13 protein-coding genes are annotated in these 19,364 nt (G+C 40.4%); 8 read left to right on the top strand and 5 right to left on the bottom strand.

Annotated features, from left to right (window positions below):
- Positions 1–92, bottom strand: a 92-nt coding sequence (locus FXV91_RS12925; protein ID WP_229391242.1) for a helix-turn-helix domain-containing protein, incomplete at its 3' end; no start/stop codon positions are given.
- Positions 93–411: 319 nt separating this feature from the next.
- On the opposite strand from FXV91_RS12925, the gene FXV91_RS12920 reads away from it, so the two are divergent.
- The 3 genes from FXV91_RS12920 to FXV91_RS12910 all read left to right on the top strand — a co-directional run bounded on the left by FXV91_RS12920 (position 412) and on the right by FXV91_RS12910 (position 3,179).
- A complete protein-coding gene (locus tag FXV91_RS12920; RefSeq protein WP_229391010.1) occupies positions 412–798 on the top strand; it encodes a metalloregulator ArsR/SmtB family transcription factor in 387 nt (128 codons plus the stop codon).
- Positions 799–936: 138 nt separating this feature from the next.
- Positions 937–1,911 (top strand): AEC family transporter, encoded by a 975-nt coding sequence (locus FXV91_RS12915; RefSeq protein WP_229391009.1) that lies wholly within the window; start codon positions 937–939, stop codon positions 1,909–1,911.
- Positions 1,912–2,117: 206 nt separating this feature from the next.
- Entirely contained in the window at positions 2,118–3,179 is a 1,062-nt protein-coding gene (locus tag FXV91_RS12910; protein ID WP_229391008.1) for a cation diffusion facilitator family transporter, read from the top strand.
- 912 nt (positions 3,180–4,091) lie between these two features.
- Here FXV91_RS12910 and FXV91_RS12905 read toward each other — a convergent pair.
- Both FXV91_RS12905 and ppcA read right to left on the bottom strand, forming a co-directional pair.
- The gene (locus tag FXV91_RS12905; RefSeq protein ID WP_229391007.1) at positions 4,092–4,709 is read right to left on the bottom strand and encodes a DUF3786 domain-containing protein; all 618 of its coding nucleotides are present in this window, start codon (positions 4,707–4,709) and stop codon (positions 4,092–4,094) included.
- A 1,038-nt stretch (positions 4,710–5,747) separates the two neighbouring features.
- A complete protein-coding gene (gene ppcA, locus FXV91_RS12900) occupies positions 5,748–7,328 on the bottom strand; it encodes a phosphoenolpyruvate carboxylase (protein WP_229391006.1) in 1,581 nt (526 codons plus the stop codon).
- A gap of 416 nt (positions 7,329–7,744) precedes the next feature.
- Between ppcA and FXV91_RS12895 the strand changes: the two genes are divergently transcribed.
- The 4 genes from FXV91_RS12895 (at position 7,745) to FXV91_RS12880 (ending at position 11,949) form a co-directional block, all read left to right on the top strand.
- On the top strand, positions 7,745–7,924 hold the full coding sequence (locus FXV91_RS12895; protein ID WP_229391005.1) for a hypothetical protein: 180 nt from the start codon (positions 7,745–7,747) through the stop codon (positions 7,922–7,924).
- Between the two features lie 468 nt (positions 7,925–8,392).
- Positions 8,393–10,015: a hydroxylamine reductase gene (gene hcp / locus FXV91_RS12890; RefSeq protein ID WP_229391004.1), complete on the top strand. Its 1,623-nt coding sequence runs from the start codon at positions 8,393–8,395 to the stop codon at positions 10,013–10,015.
- A 303-nt stretch (positions 10,016–10,318) separates the two neighbouring features.
- A complete protein-coding gene (locus FXV91_RS12885; RefSeq protein WP_229391003.1) occupies positions 10,319–10,567 on the top strand; it encodes a hypothetical protein in 249 nt (82 codons plus the stop codon).
- A gap of 1,001 nt (positions 10,568–11,568) precedes the next feature.
- A complete protein-coding gene (locus FXV91_RS12880; RefSeq protein WP_229391002.1) occupies positions 11,569–11,949 on the top strand; it encodes a hypothetical protein in 381 nt (126 codons plus the stop codon).
- A 563-nt stretch (positions 11,950–12,512) separates the two neighbouring features.
- Here FXV91_RS12880 and FXV91_RS12875 read toward each other — a convergent pair.
- Both FXV91_RS12875 and FXV91_RS12870 read right to left on the bottom strand, forming a co-directional pair.
- Entirely contained in the window at positions 12,513–13,436 is a 924-nt protein-coding gene (locus FXV91_RS12875) for a winged helix DNA-binding protein (protein WP_229391001.1), read from the bottom strand.
- Positions 13,437–14,787: 1,351 nt separating this feature from the next.
- Positions 14,788–15,117, bottom strand: coding sequence for a hypothetical protein (locus tag FXV91_RS12870; protein ID WP_229391000.1), 330 nt, complete (start codon positions 15,115–15,117; stop codon positions 14,788–14,790).
- A gap of 852 nt (positions 15,118–15,969) precedes the next feature.
- On the opposite strand from FXV91_RS12870, the gene FXV91_RS12865 reads away from it, so the two are divergent.
- On the top strand, positions 15,970–19,026 hold the full coding sequence (locus FXV91_RS12865) for a chemotaxis protein CheB (RefSeq protein ID WP_229390999.1): 3,057 nt from the start codon (positions 15,970–15,972) through the stop codon (positions 19,024–19,026).
- Positions 19,027–19,364: the final 338 nt, after the last annotated feature.

Genomic DNA, 19,364 nt, shown 5'->3' with positions numbered 1-19,364 from the left:
TTATAAACCCATCTACAAAGTTCCAGAGTAGAATTAAGTTCTGTAATCTGTGATTTTGTTGGATAGATTCTATAACGATTAACTTTAGGCATATTACAGTATAATGTAATTTTACCTAAATAAAAGTTGTTATGTAGAAGTTGACGGCTGTATCCCGCCATTAAAATGACGGGGATTAGCCTTAGATGCTCCTAAAAGTGTCAAAGTGAAATAATTTCAGGATAAAACAAAAAGAAAAGTGGATTTAATTGAAAAATGAAGGGGTTTCCACCTAACTTGAAGAAGATACCTCTTTTGCTAGAGTATAACTTCCAGTATTTGGCGAAACAGGGAAAATGAAAAAATTATTTATAATACCTGACAAATATGTATAAGAGAATGCTTATATGCTTATAATTAAGAGGTGAATTAGTGGAAGGTCATATAAAAAACATGGCTGAAGTTCTCAAAGCCCTTGGTGATGAGAAAAGGCTAAAAATAATAAAAATATTTGCTTCTAATAATAACGAAATCTTTTGTGTTTCTGATGTAGCTAAACAACTTGGCATTTCTCAACCAGCCACATCCCAGCATATAAAAATTTTAAAGAATATTGGAATACTTGAAGAAAATCGAAGAGGTTTTAGAATCTTCTATAAAATTAATTCCGATGTGTTGGCTGAATATAGAAAGGACATAGATGAACTATTTAAGACAGCCTTTGAGAGATGCCAATATAATTTTGCCTGTAACAAATGTCCTTATAATAATAATAATAATAATAATAATAGTAATAATAGTAATAATAAGCATCAGTAAGCGGATATTGAGTCTTGATGATAAGTATTTGAGTGTTAGTAAATACATAACGTCTTGACTATAAGTATTTGCCTATAGTCTTATAGACGATGGGAATATAATTACATGAACTGATTCGCAAATATCGCAGGCGCGTGTGTGGCTCAGCATTCCTATCGCGCTTTTAAGATAAACAAAAAGGAGATTTACAAGATGTTGTTTTCAATCGTCATTCATCAGATGATCCTTTTCTTCAGTATTCTTCTAGTCGGAAATGTGGCGGCTAAGCAGGGTGTTATCCAGGAAAATTATCTACCGGATCTTGCTAAACTGGTTTCAAAGATCTTTCTGCCTGTGCTGATCTTTTATATGACCTATGCCGGAACGACAAGGCAGATGGTCTGGGAGAATGCCGCAATGATCGGTCTTGCGGCTCTGTTTTATGTGATCATTTCAGCCGTTACCTGGATTATAGCAAAAGGGCTTCGCCCGACCGGCGACAAAGCAAAGGTTTTTCAGTTTGCGTTCATTTTCGGAAACACCGGATTTGTCGGTGTACCGCTGCTTATAGCTCTATTTCCGAAGGACGGCATTTTGTATCTAGCGTTGTTCAGTATTGTCGATCAACTCCTGTTCTGGACTTATGGGGTGTATCTTGCAACTGCATCCGATAAAAAAGCGAAAATAACATTAAAGAGCTTTGTGAACCCCAACATCGTTGCGATTGCTTTGGCACTCATCTTCATTATGATCGGTGTCAAGCTGCCCACGGTCGTTGATGATACACTTGAGACGATCAAAAACGCGGTCGGTGCTATGGCCATGATCTATCTGGGCGCCTTGATCTTCTACTCCGACTGGAAGACCGCATTCAAAACAAAAGATCTGTATTTCGGCATTGTTGTTAAAATGATCGTTTTGCCGATCCTTTTGGGCAAGCTCCTGTTGATGACGGGTCTGCCGAATAACATGATCTGGTCCATGATCATCCTGATGTCCCTGCCGACGATGACGGTCGTGCCAATGATCGCAAAGCTATACGGACACGAAGGTGCCTACGCCGCTGGAATAACGGCTGCAACGCTGGCTGTAAGTATAGTGACGATTCCCCTGGTGGTGTTTTTCACAACTTGACTTACGGAAAAGTAGATTCTTCTATGCTTGCCACATTTGCCTTAAATTTGGAATAAATGGCATTATGAGAAACTTTCTATCGGTATTAATTCTTTATAAAAACTTATGATGAAAAGCATAAGAAATGAGATCATATTTATAAATAATTATTTATAAAAACATTTACTAAGCTTAGACTTAAAAACTAAATTAAATTTGGTGAAAAAATGAACCGTGAGAATACTAACAATCAATTAAGTGAGAATAACAATACTTCTGAGGACCTCCATGAGCAAAATCATAAACATGGGTTTTTCTCTCATTTTCACGGGCACAGCCATACTCATGGAAAGGTGGATCCCTCTACACTTGCTACGAGTAAAGGGCTCCGGGTTCTTAAATGGTCATTTATAGGAATGATGGTAACAGCGATTCTGCAATTTATCATTGTTTTTATGTCTGGAAGTGTTGCCCTTCTTGCGGACACAATTCATAATTTCGGGGACGCTGCAACTGCAATCCCCCTTGCAATAGCTTTTATCTTGGCAAGAAGGAAGCCAAGCAAAAGCTTTTCCTATGGATATGGCAGAATGGAAGATATTGCAGGTGTGATTATCGTTCTCCTGATCTTGTTCAGTGCAATTGTAGCAGGATATGAATCTATTAACAGGCTTTTTAATCCCCAGCCAATAAAGCATTTATATGCTGTAGCTGCTGCTGGAATTATTGGCTGCATTGGAAATGAAATAGTGGCACAGGTGAGGATAAAAGTTGGAAATGAAATTGGCAGTGCAGCCCTAGTTGCTGATGGTTATCATGCCAGAGTTGATGGCTTGACCAGTCTTGCAGTACTTATAGGAGCAATAGGAGTATGGTTAGGGTATCCAATAATTGATCCACTTATTGGTCTGCTGATTACAATAACTATTCTGAAAATAGTTATTGATACAAGTAAGCCTGTATTTACTCGTCTTCTTGATGGGGTTGAGCCTGATATCATCGATAAAGTAAAAAGTATTGCTGAAAGTGTCGATGGGGTTTGCGAAGTCACGGATCTTAGAGTTCGTTGGATAGGTCATAGGCTTCATGCAGAGATCAACGTTGCTGTTTCATCTTCACTATCAGTTGAAGAGGGACACGAAATTGCCAATGCAATAAGAGAAAAGCTTCTGAAGAATTTGCCACATTTTTCAGGCACTACTATTCATATAGATCCCAGCACAGCTCCAGGCGAATGCTTCCACTTTGTGCCAGTTTTACAAAAGGTAGCCCCTAATAAAAGAACCTGATTTGCATAAGAAGTGAAGGTTTATGAGAAAGTATTGAGGTGCAGAGAATTATTTTTTCTTTGCACCAATTATGTAAGTGTATTTAGAAAATAGTAAAAAAATGCAATAATTTCCATGCGCTCTATGGATTCTATGAGATCTACAAGTTTCATATACCATGCTGCTGAAGTGCTTACTCTAAATTTTAGCTATAATCTTGTTCATAAAAAATAAATTAATTACTAAAAAGCAGATAAATCTTACAAATCACCATAAATTTATATGTGTTTGTAACACGGTTGACTATTTTCTCAAAACCGCTTGAATTTGATTACTCTCAATAATTTACTTTATAAAGTCATCTTTGAAATCAGATATTTTGCTTCATATCAGGGAATCTTTTGTTTACTCGTTTTTAAATCATAATTGGTTAAACCTGGCTATGTGTTTGAGCTTATATTCATTCCAGATACTATGGAATATAAAACCCATACATATGTGAAAATTAAGCATCATGAAGTTCACTCCATTTTTGGTAGAAGTTTTTTTCCTATTGAGCTCGTTTCAAAACTACCTCGATCCCTCTAAACTAATATTTGTGAGCATGGAAATCAAGGACAATAGAATTAAATGAGATCCCTATTTTTGGTCAAAAACATTAATAGACGGAATTTTGAAACCAGCTTATTGATAACCCCAAGAGTAAATGCAAAAAAAGTATTAGAAGCAAATAGGTAAAATTAATACAGGTATCATTTTAACAGTTGCTGGGAAAAACTCTTATTCCCATAGACTTGACAGAACTCATGAATATTATATTAAAAAGTTCGTATTCTGTGAGGAATATTCTGAAAATAGTAATAAAAATAAGTGGTTTTTTGCTAAAAATATGAACCTTCTATATTTTGGGTGATTAGTGCACAGAACCCGAATTTACAATTCTGTCCCAATTATGGAGGTCAAATTGAGTTCTAAAACAGGATCTAATTTATTAGCCAACAATGCTATAACCAAGAAAAACATTAAGGTCGCAATTTCCTCTGTGGTAAAAATCTCTGCCAATTCCCTATCGAATAGTATAATTACTTCAGGTGGAAGTTCTTCATCCCCAAACCAAAAAATAAACTTGACACGAACATCTGGAAAGGTAACCAGCTCTATCGAGACATCACCACCTTCAACAAGCTTGCCTCCAAAGCGACCCGTCAGATTCTTGATCAAACTATCTGGATCTTCTCTAAGGCTTTTCAGTATCGGTTTGATTGTATTTTTTTTAAAAGCTGGATAATAGCTTGGTCCACCCCTAAGTTCTTTGAATGAAATCCATTCTCCTTTCTGGTTATACCCATGCTTTAGGATGCCTATGAGGTAACGAAGGATAAGTACGGATGTTTCCTCGCTAGCAGGAGCATCAGATGACCTCATCAGCACGGTCCTATCAATTATTTTTACTTCATAAATATCAGTTAAAAATTTGACGGTGTATTTTTGATAAGGAGCTAGCGCTACAATCTCACCCCATGCCTTGTTAAGTGCGATCTCGTATGTCACGGTCTCTTAACTCCTTATTGTCTGTTATTGATAAAGGTACATAGAAATAATAATTATTGTATCAAACTGCATAAATATTATTTTTGCACCATACCTTATCGATTGTTTTGTTACTTTTTTTATAAGCTCCATTAATAGGAACTAAAGGTAATGTGAATTGTTTACAGTAGTTCTATTTTTACATATTATATGAAAGTCGATTGGTAACAAAACCATTCCATAGCTTCCATGAGTATAGTTAACTCAAACTAAATGATGAATAGTAAACGAAAAACTCCACAGAAAGACAGGATGGGCAGCTCACAAACCGATAACAAACGAACCATTTTAATGTATATTCCCTTTTCCTAAACTTTATTAAGTTGTACGCAGCAGTAAGGGCTTTTTCACGCTTTCTTTTTATTGCCGGACTTGGACTAATTTATGGATTATTGAAGTAATTAAATTACAGAGGACTAAAAGAAGATTAAATTATAAATATCTCCTACCAGTGCAACGTTATTTAGCTATATCGAACCGTTATTGTCCCGCTCGACGCAGGAAGGCGGCCTTTCCTGTAATAAAAGAAGAGAATAGCGAGAGAGAGGGAATTAAAAAGCAACTGAGAAATGAGAAAAAAGCCCAAAATTAAAAATCAAAGTTGCGGTGGCGCACCCCGCTGCAAGCAACGGGGTATGTTCGCGCCACCGCTCCAAATTCCGTTAAAGTAGATAATAACCCTAAACAATTTAGTTTGAGCAGAAATTAACAGCCCAAAAATGGAACTGATAAATCATATTATCATTAACGCTTACCGGGAAAGTTTTCCATCCCCGCAGCAAGCTAGCGGGGTATTCGACTGAAAATGAAATCAAAAAGGTAAAAATGAGAAAAAATTATTCTATGAGGGTACTTACTTAATATTCCTAACCTGTCATATTTATTTTCTCATCTTTTTGCCTCTGCTTTTTGAGAAGGGCCGCCAGACAAGCTGGCGGAGGCTTCCTATTAATACATCGATTCAAAACCGGCTTCAAAAGATTAAGGGAAGTTTTTCTATTAACCCAGAGCCTTTCTTATTTTACCCATTTTGGTAAGGGTGGAGCAGACGAGCTGCGAGACTTCCTCATCCATACAGTTTCCATTCTTTCCTGCCTGCAGGAGATCGGGCTGCATCATTTCGAGCAGGATGCGGTATGAGGGTTCGGGCTGGACTTTAAGGCTGAAGGTATCGCGCAAAACCTCGACATCTTTACGGAGTTCTTTCAGGCAGGCTTCTGAGATAAAACGGGAGGCTACATTCAGGTCCAGGTAGCCGGATGCAAAGCTCAGGTCGCTGCCAAGGGAAGGGAAATATTTCTTAATCAGCCTTTCACAGGCTTCGTCGCCGAGCTTTTCCCGAGCTTCTTCAAGAGCAGTACCTGTTCCTATGAATTCTGGAGGCAGGCCGATGGAGTAGAGGGCGCCGGTGAACTTGATAGCTCTTGGGAGGTGCAGGTTTTCTGCAGGCATACTAGCTTTGAGTTCTTTTCCGATATCGCTGCGGCAGAGGCTTACCAGGCCTGAGATATCGGGAGTACTTCTTGAGTAACCGCCGCTTCCTTTATGCATCAGGCGGTCCCGCTGCTGGGGTAGAAGGCCTGAGAGCTGGTTTATGGTTGAATACAGTTCTCGGATAATACGGCTATATCTTGTTCCGAAAATTCCTATAAGGTTTACAATCTCCTCTTTTTCTTCACTGGAATAAATGTTCGGAGATTCCGGAAGTCTTGTCTCTGCAAGGCGGACCAGGGCTTCAGCATCTCCTTTTCCGTGGCTGTACCTGACAGCTGACTGCAGGGTGATCGTCCCTATGCCCCTGTATTCCCTGAAAAAGTTTTCCGCATTTTTCAGGTCCAGATGGCCTCGGAAGGGCAGAGTCCCTGCTCCGAATATAATGCCTGTTTCGGTATCGAGTTCCGAATCCAGCTCGGAAATCACGTTTATTGCGTATTTGCATGAGAGCGTGCTTGCCACATGTCCGAAAGAAAGAGCGGAGTCGGATTTGCCGAGGAAAACCCTGAATTTCTCAGGAGTTGTTCCGAAGCGATCTTTCCAGGAAAGGATTGTACTTTCTGTAAGTTCCTTTGCATGCAGCAGCGCAGGAGCATCCTCTATAAGAGGAATTATTCGCGGGACTTCCATTGAAAACCCGAATTCCTTTTTTGCAAGCTCGCTTACGTCCACCATATGCTGCTGAGCATCAAGTATTTCCCTGACAGTGCCTGTCATGGGATGTACAAATTCATTGATTGCCTGTACATCCGAGTATTCAAGGGCGCTATGGTTGGCTTCGGCAATGGACATCATGACCATGAGCTGCCTGAACCGGTTTTCCTGAACTGCACTCGGAGCCCGCGGTGTGATAAAAATATCTTTTCCGGGCACAAGGTCTGTTTCTTCTATGAATTTTGATACGATCTGAACATTCTGATGGTAGGGGGTTGCTTTCCCTTCATAATCCGGCATGTATTCGTCACAGCCGAACACCACCGCAGCTTCAATGGCTTCTCCGGGCTCTTCCTGCGTGGAAATATACCTTGATGCAGAATCCGGATGCTGCGTGCACATTACTTTCGGATAAGTTGTTTTCCTGCTCATGAAACTGGACCCTCACTGCTTACAGGGCAAATTTTCAGATTTTTTTTCAGATTTTTTTTCAGATTTTTTTCGGATTTTTGCTTTTTTTGTCGGCTGCCAGGTCAATCGTCTTACTGGCTGTATTGTTAAACTTTCCTTATTGTTAAAAATTTGCCTTATTGTTAACCTTAAAATAATCTCAAACTGGTAGCGGAAAAGAATGTTTACTTGGAGATAAATGTTTTCGTTGACAATAGGTACATCAAGATATCGGCTTTGAAACTGCTTGCTATATATGCATTAAAATACAGCATAGTCATAGTATCTTAAATATACCGGTATTAAAAATATACTCGAATTTCTATCGAAATTAATCCAGAAGAAAGAGAAAACGACAAAAGAACCAGATAATTCAGCAAAAAGTTTGAGGCAGCAAAATGTACTGTGACCAGTATCCCGAAGTCCTGAGTGGAAAAGGCTGTACAAAAAACGGCCCCTGCCAGAAGCAGGAATCCAGCCGTATGAGCCTGAAAAACAGAAGAAGTGAAAGAATATTGAGACTTACCTGGTTAAAAGGAATAATGAGTATTTTCAAAAAAGCGTTAAAACATGAATAACCGACGAAAATTAGTTTTCTTTTTAATTACTTTTTGAACTTAATGTATAAACCCTTTTTAAACTCTGAACAAATACCTTGAAACCTGACTGACAAGTTTTTGAAACTAATGATTTAATGGTTGCTGATAATGATTGCTGATGACTTTCAGGCTGATGTAAGTAGCTGCTTTGAAAGAGAATAAAACGTGCGTAAAAGAAGGGAAGGTCTTCAAACTGACATCACTTTCCTTTACTATTACTGGCAGCAGTTTTTTCCCGGTACCTACATCGAAACTGTCTCCTATATATGAGCTGGTATCGTATAAAGGATAGTATTCTAAATATACCAGTATTAAAAAGACACCACGTCCCGGAGAAGAGAATTTGATACTTATCTTAGAACATTTAATAGAGTAAAAAGAGCATAAAAGATCCTAGAGAAAGAAAAACTGGGAGTTTACCGAATAAAGGTTTAGAGGTGAAGTAGTATGTTTTGTAACCAATGCCAGGAAGCACTTAACGTAAAAGGTTGTACTAAGAACGGGGTATGCGGCAAAAAGGGGGAAGTTGCAGATCTCCAGGACAGGCTGCTCTATGTTCTCAAAAGCATTTCGTATTATAATCAGAAGGCAAGGACCGCAGGTCTTAATGAAGAAGCAACAGATCGTTTTATGCTTGAGAGTTTCTTTGCCACCCTTACAAATACAAATTTTGACAGACAGGCAATTGAGTCCCTTATAAAAAAAGGGTTTGTGATCCGTGATTCTATTAAGGCAAAACTGCCTGCGGGAACGCTGCCAGCCGAAAAAGACCTGCCTGCTGTGGCTACAGTCACCCCTGAAAACATAGAAAGTCTGGACATTGCTGTTCACTCCACTCAGGACGAAGATGTCAGATCTCTTCGAGAACTGCTAATATACGGAATGAAAGGACTGGCTGCTTATGCTCATCATGCTTATATTCTCGGGTATAAAGACGAAGCAAGCTTTGAATTTATAGAAAAAGGACTGGTTTCTACCACAGACGACAGCGTGGGTGTTGAAACCCTTATCGGCCTGGTTCTGGAATGCGGGCAAAAAGGTGTATCCGTCCTTGCCCTGCTTGACAAAGCAAATACCGAAATTTACGGAAATCCCGAGCCGACCGCGGTCAACATCGGTGTAAGGGATAGGCCTGGCATCCTCATCAGCGGACACGACCTGCGAGACCTCGAACAACTCCTTGAGCAGACAAAATCTACAGGGATCGATGTCTATACTCACGGAGAAATGCTGCCTGCAAACTCATACCCTGCCTTCAAGAAGTACGACAATTTCGCAGGCAATTATGGGAATGCCTGGTGGAAGCAGAACGAGGAGTTTGAAAAATTCAACGGTCCGATCCTCATGACCACAAACTGCATAATCCCGCCAAAAGAGTCGTACAAAAACAGGATCTATACAACAGGAGTTGTTGGCTTCGAAGGGCTCACGCACATCTACGAAAAAGAGGACGGCACAAAAGACTTCACCCCACTTCTCGAACAGGCAAAAACGAGCAAGCCCCCTGAACAGCTAGAAAGCGGGACTATTATAGGAGGCTTTGCGCACGAAGCAGCCCTCTCGGTTGCGGATAAAATCATAGACGCCGTAAAAACCGGAAAGATCAGCAGATTCATGGTCATGGCGGGCTGCGATGGCAGGCACAAAGAAAGGGCTTACTACACCGACTTTGCAAAAGCGCTCCCGAAAGACACTGTAATCCTGACTGCAGGCTGTGCCAAATACCGTTACAACAAACTGGACCTGGGCGACATAGGGGGAATCCCGAGAGTTATCGATGCCGGGCAGTGCAATGATTCTTACTCGCTTGTAGTAATAGCCCAGAAACTTGCAGAAGCCTTCGGGCTTGAGGATATAAACGACCTGCCTGTTTCCTATAACATAGCCTGGTACGAACAAAAAGCCGTGCTTGTCCTGCTCGCCCTCTTGAGCCTGGGCGTAAAAAACATTACCCTCGGCCCAACGCTTCCAGCCTTTGTTTCGCCTAACGTCCTCAAAGTGCTGGTCGAAAATTTCAATATCAGACCTAACACAACCGTTGAAGAGGACATGAAAATTCTGCTAGGTTAAAAGTGGTTTTTAAAGTTAAAGATACAAATCATTCGACAATTAATTTGAAAAGTAAGATGTTTTTATAGTCCACATCTTACTTAATTTTTTAATTTGTAAGATAGCATTACGTTAATAGTTGACCTCATCGTGTCTGCTGTTTTAATCTCTGGTAGTATATATTACGTTAATCTTTGGTATATATTGCGTTAATCTTTGGTAGTATATATTGCGTTAATCTTTGGTAGTATATATTGCGTTAATCTTTGGTAGTTTACTCTCTTTCTTTTTAGCCCTTTGAATTAAAATCTCCAGGATCTTCTTTTGTCTGCAATATCATTTGCTCTTGCATATGGATGGGAATCCTTCCAGCTTGACTGTCGCTGCCTGACTGCGGTGGTGAAGAATTCAGGCGATTGTACGATGAAATGCGATGATCTAATGTCACGAGATATGGAGGAGCCTATCGGCCTGGAACAGAAGGTTGAGAAGATTTGTGGCTGGAGTGAAGACGGAACACTGGCAATGAACGTAGCAGCCTGGTTCCGGAGGAATCGAAGAGAAGAAAAATAGCTGAAAAGGAAAAAAAGCAGCTGGAGAAAAAAAGGAGCCTGAGGGAAGGGAAGGAAAGGAGTTGAAAAGAAGGAAAACCGGCTACATTGAAGCAGCAACCAGCTTGGTTCATGGAACCTTACCGCACCCGGCAAATCACAAAGATGATATATATTTTCAAGTCTCATTCTGCTGGTATTTCAGTTAGACTGAGTAAGTCCTGCACTTTCAACAGTTGCAATAGAGGTTTCTTTATGCTTGTGTCTTGAAACCTCTGAATATGCAATACATTACTTCTTTTTATAAATATGCGATTTTCAAAGGGTTTTATAAGGTTTAATATGTTATTTCTGCATATATATTAAATTAAAGGTTTAAAAAGACTTATTTCATAGATAAATCCCCCTAAAACTCTTTTTGCTTTAAAATGAACTTATGTTTTAGACAAGAAAATTCCTTAACCGACGGTCAATAAGGAATACCTGGGAGATATGATATGGATGTGAATTATTGATCAAATTTGAAAAAACGAACCTCTTCCCTCTATTCTGGAAAAATAAAGAGAGATTTTTATGCCTGAGATTTTCAGTAACTTTTCCTCAAAAGTTTAAGTTTAAGTTGCTTTTTAAGTATTAAATATGCTATTTATGAGTATAAATTACTTTAAAAGTTTAAAAACCCTTATTTTACGAATTGAATCCTTTTGAACTCTTATTTTATTAATTAAACCTTTTTAAGCCATTATTACTATAAGTATATTTATATTTAATCTAGTCAATTTTAGAGTTGTCAAGCCGCAGGTAGTCGGCAAGACAATTAGAACATAAGTTGGTTTCAGCTATCGGCAGACGGCCGGAAGCTAGCTTAATGAACAAAACCGATGGGTTCAGAAACAAATCTGAAAGGTCTGTAGGTCTGTCTATCGGTACTGATTTACTAGTATTAAAGAAATATGTAAAATAAAATAAAATAAAATAAAATAAAATGTTTAAATAAATTCTGGGAGTGGGTTAAGTTTGAAAATGAAAAAGATACTGGGTATTTTCATGGCAGTATGTTTCTTACTGTCAGTGACAGCCGCATCAGCAAGCGCAGCACCTGGGTACGGTGACAAGAATAAACGGGACGACGGCAAGAACAGGTTTGACGACAGGAACAAATTTGACGACAGGAACAAATTTGACGACAAGAACAAATTTGACAGCAAAAAGAAAAAATTTGACAACGACAGGAAAAAGTGGAACAACGATAAAAAGAAATGGGACAACGACAGGAAAAAGTGGGACAATAAGAAACGTGGCAATGACTACCATAAATGGTTCATACTTTACATGAAATGGTTCAAAATGTATATGAAGTGGATGTTCAGCTATAAGAGTTCCTGCGGCAGTTACGGATGTTAATGAAATAAACCGTGAGCCAAATAGTGAAACCAGATTGTAAAAATAAATCTATGAATGTCTTGTCGCACACTCTCATGGTAAAGAAGCAGCAAGGTCCAAAAAAAGTAAGGCTCTTTACCATTGAGGGAGTGTGGAGGGTCACGAGTATCCTGCCCTTCGGATAGGTGGGTAAAGTGAACCCTCACTAACTTTTCTTTTTGCTTCTTACTTTTCTTTTTGCTTCTTATTCCTGTCGAGCTTTTCTTTTTGTTTCTTTTCCTAAGTTCTGTCGAGCTATTGGAAATGGACCGGTTACCATCTGACCGCTTAAACAATCAAGCACTTATTGAGGAACAGCAGAGGACACCGAAAAACAGTTTCAATCGCGTAAATTCAGAAAACCAAGATTCAGGAAATCCTGCATATAAGAATATTTTATTTTGAGTAGTTCCATTGACGAAAAGCGATGGTATAAACATCGTTATTGTTTGCAGAGCGGTGTGACAGTGCAACTTTGATTTAAAGAAAGTTAATGATAATGATAAAATGAGGATTTTAAGTCATGTTGCTAAGTCACGTGAATTTTAATTTTTCTCGTCCTCGTCTATTAGAATCACAATATTCTCGCGCCCGTTCTTGAACTTTTTAACCAGTCCTCTCTTTTCCAGCTCTGAAAGCAAGAGGCTGACTTTTACTTCGGAATACTCCAACCTGCCACGCAGGTCTTTCTGGGTAATCCTTCCCTTATGTCCTCTAATTACGTCCAGGACTTCACGCAGATCTGTAGAAATTGGGGGTTTTCTTAGAGCAGCGGTTTCATTTTCGGAATTACCTGCGGGTTCCATCATCGGCTCTGTAACGCAGGTTGTTTCTCTAATGCTTCCGAGTTCCGGTTTTACTCCATAACCGATGCTTTCCCCGAGGATTTTTTCCAGAAGTCCAGATGTATTACTTTTCTCTTTCTGAAACCTGTTTTTTTCCATCTTTTTATGCCTTCTGGAAAATCTATAGCTTCCGCCGAGTAGAAGAAAAAGTGTAAGAACTACTGGTAGGTAACTTATAGTTGAAGAGTCATTCCCTGTCCCGGTCGGATTTACACTATCGGGATTGTTTATTCTAGCTGCGGTTGCTTCCGTTACTGTATTTTCGGAGACGGGATAAAGCAGGAGATCTAACACATAATCTCCTTCGCCTTCAATCTTGAGAGTTGCTTCTTTTGAATAGATTAGGGTGTTGTTCTTGTAATAACTGGCTGTAATAGCATAGTCTCCGGGTACCAGTTCAAAGGAATATGTGCCGTCTTTTGCTACTATGGATTGAGGGGGAGTGGAATTTATGTCAATTACAGTATCGTTTATGGGTTCAAAGGTATCCCATACATACGTCCCCCCATGAACTGTTGCAGTGATATTGCTGTCTGCTAAGAAAGGTATACCTGAAGCGAGTAAAACAGGCGCCCCTGAAGCGAGTAAAGCAGCAGTGCAGATAATGTAGAGCCTCAGATTCATTTGTACCAGAAATCCAGTATTGTAAGTTGAAGTTGTGGGGATCAGCTGATAAAAATCGTGATCATAAAATCTACATTTTTTCTGAACACAGGAGGGATGTTCTTTCAGTTTTGATCAAGGCTAGTCACCAGGGTCCGGTTGGATTTGTTATCTACGAGCACGTTTCAAAACTGATCCTGGAAAGGTAAATAATGAATTTTGAAGCAGGCTTAATGAGAACTTTCTTCATGCCTGTAAACTCTTTTTTTGTAGTCTTTTTCTGTCCCCGTTTGATATGTACTGTTTATTGAGTCTGTCAAAATCCATTTTAGTCTTGATTATTAATTATATGACATTTTTTATAAAATACAAACCCCCATATTATAAAAAATGCGATCCAAATATCTAGTATCAATTTACGGGTCGATTTCACTGTATACATTAATTAACGTTTTTAGTTTAAATAATACCAAATCGACGTGGTTACTAATCATATTTAAGTAAGTATATATGGTAGATAAATATTTCATTTTTTATTTATTTCCTTTTAAAGAAATCTATGAAATATATGCAGACAGCCATATAGTTTAATCTGTTATTGCAATAAAATTGCAATAACGCGGCAAATTTTTCATGCCGACGGTCTCACCTTTTCTATAACACATTAGGACTTTTTCTTCAAGTTCTGCATAAAAGAGTCTCAATAAGCAAGAAGGCTTATCCAATAAGAAGAATGCTAAACGGGGGCTCGCAAAACTCCATGAAAATATAAACATCACGGAAATACTTTTCAGTATGAGGTCTTTAAATAATTTCCAGTATGAGCTCTTTTAACCTTTTCGCGGGAACCAGGTTTTAGCTGTTGAAACTTTTAATATAGAAACTTTGGATATAATAGATATACAATAGAATCATTATTTTGCTCGGCTATAGGGGTTCTGCGTTGAGGACTTTGCAGCAAAGTAGAATACAAAGCAAAATGGTTTGAAAAAACAATTCTGAATATCGTCAACTCGAACTCTTTTCTAGACTATGTAATGTTTGCGAATTCCATAACGCTGATCTAATGTTAAAGGATAGAAAATGAGTTTACCCTGCTTGCAAGCAAAGCACGACAGAGGTATAAATGCCGCTCTTAATATTAACGAATTTACTTTACAGATCAAAACCCCTAATTTACTTTACAGGATTAAAACCCCTAATTTATTTTACAGGATTAAAACCTTTTAGGATATCTGGGATATTGATCTTTGGAACATAGACCTATGGGGTGAGAGGAAGAGCCCGGAAACCTTGTCTCAAAAGAGAGCTATTAACCAGGAAGCTCACCCCTCAAAAATCTGATCTTTCAGGCAGGGTTGTAAGGGAGAGTTCACTTTAAGCATGAGTATCTATTTCCGTTGTAGCCGTCGATGTATCCTTTTTTGTAGCCCGTGTTGTAACTGTCTTTATAGTGCCTGGTCCAGCTATCATTGTTGGAAGGATCAGGGATTTTTGAGATGTTTTCTCTGCTGCCGTATTTCTCGCAGTCTTTTTGGCTTTGGTTTTTGCCGTCTTTGTAGCCTTTGTTATAGCCATCATTGTAGCCATTTTTACTATTATCAGCTGCGTTTGCTGATGTAACTGTCACTGACAATGCAAAACAAAGCACCAGCAAAACAGCAAGAGTCTTTTTTATTCGATCAAATTTTTTGTTTCTCATACATTAAACTCCTAATTCTGTTCAATTGAATGAAAATAATTTATAGATCGATGCAAAGATTCTATTATATAATTCTATGATTATTATATAATTCTATGATTATTATATAATTCTATAATTATTATATAATCCTTTAATTAGTATATAATTCTGTGATTTTTGGATTTATAGTCAAAAATTTAACCTTTGAAACTAACTCACTTAATATTTTCTTGTGCCTGCAATTTCTACTAGACCATTCTTCGACTAGACCTTTCGTCCCTGGAAAAATTCGTTTTAGCTGTCTTGCAGGCTTGTCCATTAATTGATAATACTTATATTGACAGGCTCAAATATAAATATACTTATAATTAAAAATAGCTTAAAACAGTTTAAATAAGAAAATAAGTATTTCTAAACTTTTAATTTAAAATAAAGCCATAAATAATGTATTGAATGTTTATCGGACTCTTAAGGTATCTTATTTCTTAGTGCTTAAACGTAATACTGGTTTTCACTGGTCTTTGTGGGTTGAAAATAACTCCCCGGTTGGAATTCGATTAAAGATATTATATATCAGTGTTTTATACTGTTATTACACATGTTTATTTTTCACAATTAAGAAATTAATACTATATTCATCTGGAAAATATCTTTATATTAAGGTTAAGAGCTTAAAAAATACATCCAGCTGGCGGAAAACTCTCTGGACTTCACCAATTGCTATGAGTTCAAACCTGTCCCGGATCGTGCACTTAAACCTGGCGGCGATCCATCGTCGAGTGTGCATTTGAAAGATATTATAAGAATCCAGGTTGAGGTATAATCCAGGTTGAGGTATAATCCAGGTTGAGGTATAAAGGAGGCGGTAATATGGCTAAAAAAGAGGAAGCTACAGGCAAAGAGGAAATACAAATATCAGAAGAGGAAAAACTTCATTCTGCAGAAGAGACCTCTGTAGATGACGAAAAGCCTGTCCCGGATGCAGACTCGAACGAATCCCCAAAAGAGAGCTTTCCTGTTGTAGGTATCGGCGCATCGGCCGGGGGGCTGGCTGCGTTCGAAGCTTTCTTTTCAGCTATTCCCGACAATGCCAGTCTCGGTATGGCCTTTATCCTGGTGCAGCACTTAGACCCGAACCACAAAAGCATCCTCACCGACCTGATCGGGCGCTATACACAGATGCCGGTTTACGAAATCAAGGATGGGATGGTTGTCCAGCCCGACTGCATCTACGTCATTCCTCCTAATCATGACATGGTCCTTGAGTACGGTACGCTGCAATTGCTGAAACCTGCCGAGCCGCGCGGCCATCGCCTGCCGATTGATTTATTTTTCAGATCCCTTGCTCAAAGCAAGCAAGAGATGGCCATTGGCATCGTACTCTCGGGTACAGGCAGCGACGGCACGCTGGGAGTGCAGGCTATCAAAACCGAGGGAGGCATGGTGATGGCACAGACTCTTGAATCCAGTGAGTACGAAGGCATGCCACAAAGCGCCATTGCCACAGGTCTTGTAGACTACATCCTGCCGCCTGCTGAGATGCCAGCCCAGCTCATTGCCTATGTCAACCAGGCCTTTGGAAAAAGGCCCCACGTGGTTCTCCAGGCCGAAGATGTGATGAAAAAGATATTCAACCTGCTGCGCACACGGACCGGTCACGACTTTTCCCTTTACAAACAGAGCACCATCAGCCGCCGCATCGAGCGGCGTATGGCTATCCAGAATATCAAGAGTGTAGACGAGTATGTGCGTCATTTAGAGCAAAAACCTGCCGAAGTTGAGGCGCTCTTTCAAGACTTTTTAATCGGCGTCACCAGTTTCTTCCGTAATCCTGCAGCTTTCGATGCACTCCAGGAAAAAATCATCCCCCATCTTTTTAGCGGTAAGCACTCAGACTCAACGATACGTGTCTGGGTTCCTGGCTGCTCCACAGGCGAGGAGGCCTATTCCATTGGCATCCTGCTCCATGAACAGATGGAAATGTTGAAGCAAATTTTTAAGATACAAATCTTTGCAACCGATATTGACAGGAGAGCCATCGAAAAAGCCCGCAGCGGCGTCTACCCCGCCACCATCTCCATCGATATCTCACCGGAAAGGCTGGGGCGCTTCTTTATCAGGGATTCAGTCGGCAACTACCGCATCCAGAAAAATATTCGTGACATGATAGTTTTTTCAGAGCAGGATATTATCAAAGACCCGCCGTTCTCCAAACTTGACCTGCTCAGTTGCCGTAACTTACTGATTTATATGGACAGGGACCTGCAAAAGAAGCTCATTCCCCTTTTTAACTACGCATTGAACCCGGGAGGGTTTCTCTTCCTTGGTCCCTCCGAGACCGTGGGTGAATTCGAGGGCCTTTTTGACACGCTGGACCGCAAGTCGAAGCTGTATCGCAAAAAAGGTGTTAGCGGTGGACGCCTTCCCATAGGGACATTTATCCCCCCGGGACTGGGAAGCAGGGAGACCAAAAGACTTCCAGGTAAGATTCCTGTCGAAAGCAAACTTCAATTGCGCGAGCTGACCGAACAGGCGATGCTGCAATATTATGCCCCGGTCAGTGTGCTCATCAATCGGAGAGGCGACATCCTCTATCTTCATGGTCGTACCGGTATGTACCTGGAACCGGCTCCCGGTGAAGCTGGTCTGAGTATCCTGAAGATGGCCCGCGAAGGATTGCGGCAGGAGCTGTCCACAGCCCTGCATAAAGCAGTGACTCGTAAAGAGCCGGTATTCCACTCCGGGTTGCGGGTCAAAACCAACGGAGACTTCACAACAGTTAATCTGGCTGTACGACCTATGACAGCAGGCTCTGTTGCAGCCACCGAACCAAACCTGTTCCTGATCACTTTTGAGGAACCGACTGAGTGGGAGAAAGGCGGAATCGGAAAGACCCCTTCGGTAGGTGCCGGTGATAGCCCAACGGAAGTTGATGTGCGTATCCTGGAGCTGACGCGGGAACTGCAGATTAAGGAAGAACATCTCAAAGCTTCCAATGAAGAACTGGAGACCTCCAATGAAGAGCTCAAATCCTCAAACGAGGAGATGCAGTCAATCAACGAGGAACTTCAATCCACTAACGAAGAGCTGGAGACCTCCAAGGAAGAACTGCAGTCCGTTAATGAGGAGCTGGCTACGGTCAATACCGAACTGGAAAAAAAGGTGGCTGATCTATCGCAGGCCGTTGATGATATGAATAACCTGATGGCAGGCACAGGAATAGGCACTATCTTTGTGAACCATCAACTGCGCATCCTGCGTTTCACTTCTACTGTTACACAGATAATCAATCTGATCCCTACCGACGTGGGAAGACCTGTTGGGCACATTGTCTCAAATCTATCGGGCTATGACCACCTGGTAGAGGATATAAAGGAGGTGTTGGACAGCCTGATACCCAAAGATATTGAAGTTCAAATCAAGGAGGGTACATGGTATCTGATGCGTATCCGACCCTATCGCACCCTTGAAAACGTTATAAAAGGAGCTGTGATTACCTTTACTGATATTACAGAGATGAAGCAGGCAAGGGAGATTCTGAAGGAATCTGAGGCCATGCGCCGCCTGGCAGTAGTAATTCGCGACGCGAATGATGCGATAACTTTGCAGGATATGGAGGGAAATATCCTTGCCTGGAATTCGATGGCAGAGAGGATGTATGGCTGGAGCAAAGCTGAAGCGTTGACGATGAACATTAGCAGGCTGGTTCCCGAGAGCCGGAAAGAGAATGAGTTAGACATGCTGAAGAAGCTTAGCCAGGCTGAGGTTCTTGAACCTTACCGCACCCGGAGACTCACTAAGGACGGTCGAATTCTGGATGTATGGCTAACAGCCACAGCATTGGTGAAAGCCGGTGAAGTGTATGCCATTTCGACTATTGAGCGGGAGATCAAACCAGAAAGCAGGGAGGAGGAAATTCAGGAATAAAAAAAGACCTGTTGGGACCTATGGCTGACTCCGGTACAAGCGTGGGGGATATCGAGAAACGGCTCAGACTTCTGAAAACCAGAATTACAGCCCCTCTACTTTTATTCTTAAATGTCATATTTTTCGAGAACATCTTCTCTGGTGAGAAGCTCGATAGTTCAGTGAACTACCCCTTCCTGCCTGATGGCGAGGAAGGGGCTTCTTGCTTCATCCCTCAAACGACTGTTCGCAAGTCCACAAGCCCATCCCCTACGTTCCGTAGGTGTCAGATAACTATAAGATTTTGATCTTGAAGAGAGAATTTTTTGATATTGATWGCAGCATTTATGTCTCTGTCG

This window comes from Methanosarcina sp. DH2, assembly GCF_020804225.1.
Classification (GTDB): Archaea; Halobacteriota; Methanosarcinia; order Methanosarcinales; family Methanosarcinaceae; genus Methanosarcina.
This window is presented reverse-complemented; position numbering and strand designations above follow the sequence as displayed.

Excerpts from the sequence above, each read along its gene's own strand:
- FXV91_RS12910 (WP_229391008.1), top strand. The coding sequence starts at position 2,118 with ATGAACCGTGAGAATACTAACAATCAATTAAGTGAGAATAACAATACT.
- ppcA (WP_229391006.1), bottom strand. The coding sequence starts at position 7,328 with ATGAGCAGGAAAACAACTTATCCGAAAGTAATGTGCACGCAGCATCCG.
- FXV91_RS12895 (WP_229391005.1), top strand. The coding sequence starts at position 7,745 with ATGTACTGTGACCAGTATCCCGAAGTCCTGAGTGGAAAAGGCTGTACA.
- hcp (WP_229391004.1), top strand. The coding sequence starts at position 8,393 with ATGTTTTGTAACCAATGCCAGGAAGCACTTAACGTAAAAGGTTGTACT.
- FXV91_RS12880 (WP_229391002.1), top strand. The coding sequence starts at position 11,569 with ATGAAAAAGATACTGGGTATTTTCATGGCAGTATGTTTCTTACTGTCA.
- FXV91_RS12875 (WP_229391001.1), bottom strand. The coding sequence starts at position 13,436 with ATGAATCTGAGGCTCTACATTATCTGCACTGCTGCTTTACTCGCTTCA.
- FXV91_RS12870 (WP_229391000.1), bottom strand. The coding sequence starts at position 15,117 with ATGAGAAACAAAAAATTTGATCGAATAAAAAAGACTCTTGCTGTTTTG.
- FXV91_RS12865 (WP_229390999.1), top strand. The coding sequence starts at position 15,970 with ATGGCTAAAAAAGAGGAAGCTACAGGCAAAGAGGAAATACAAATATCA.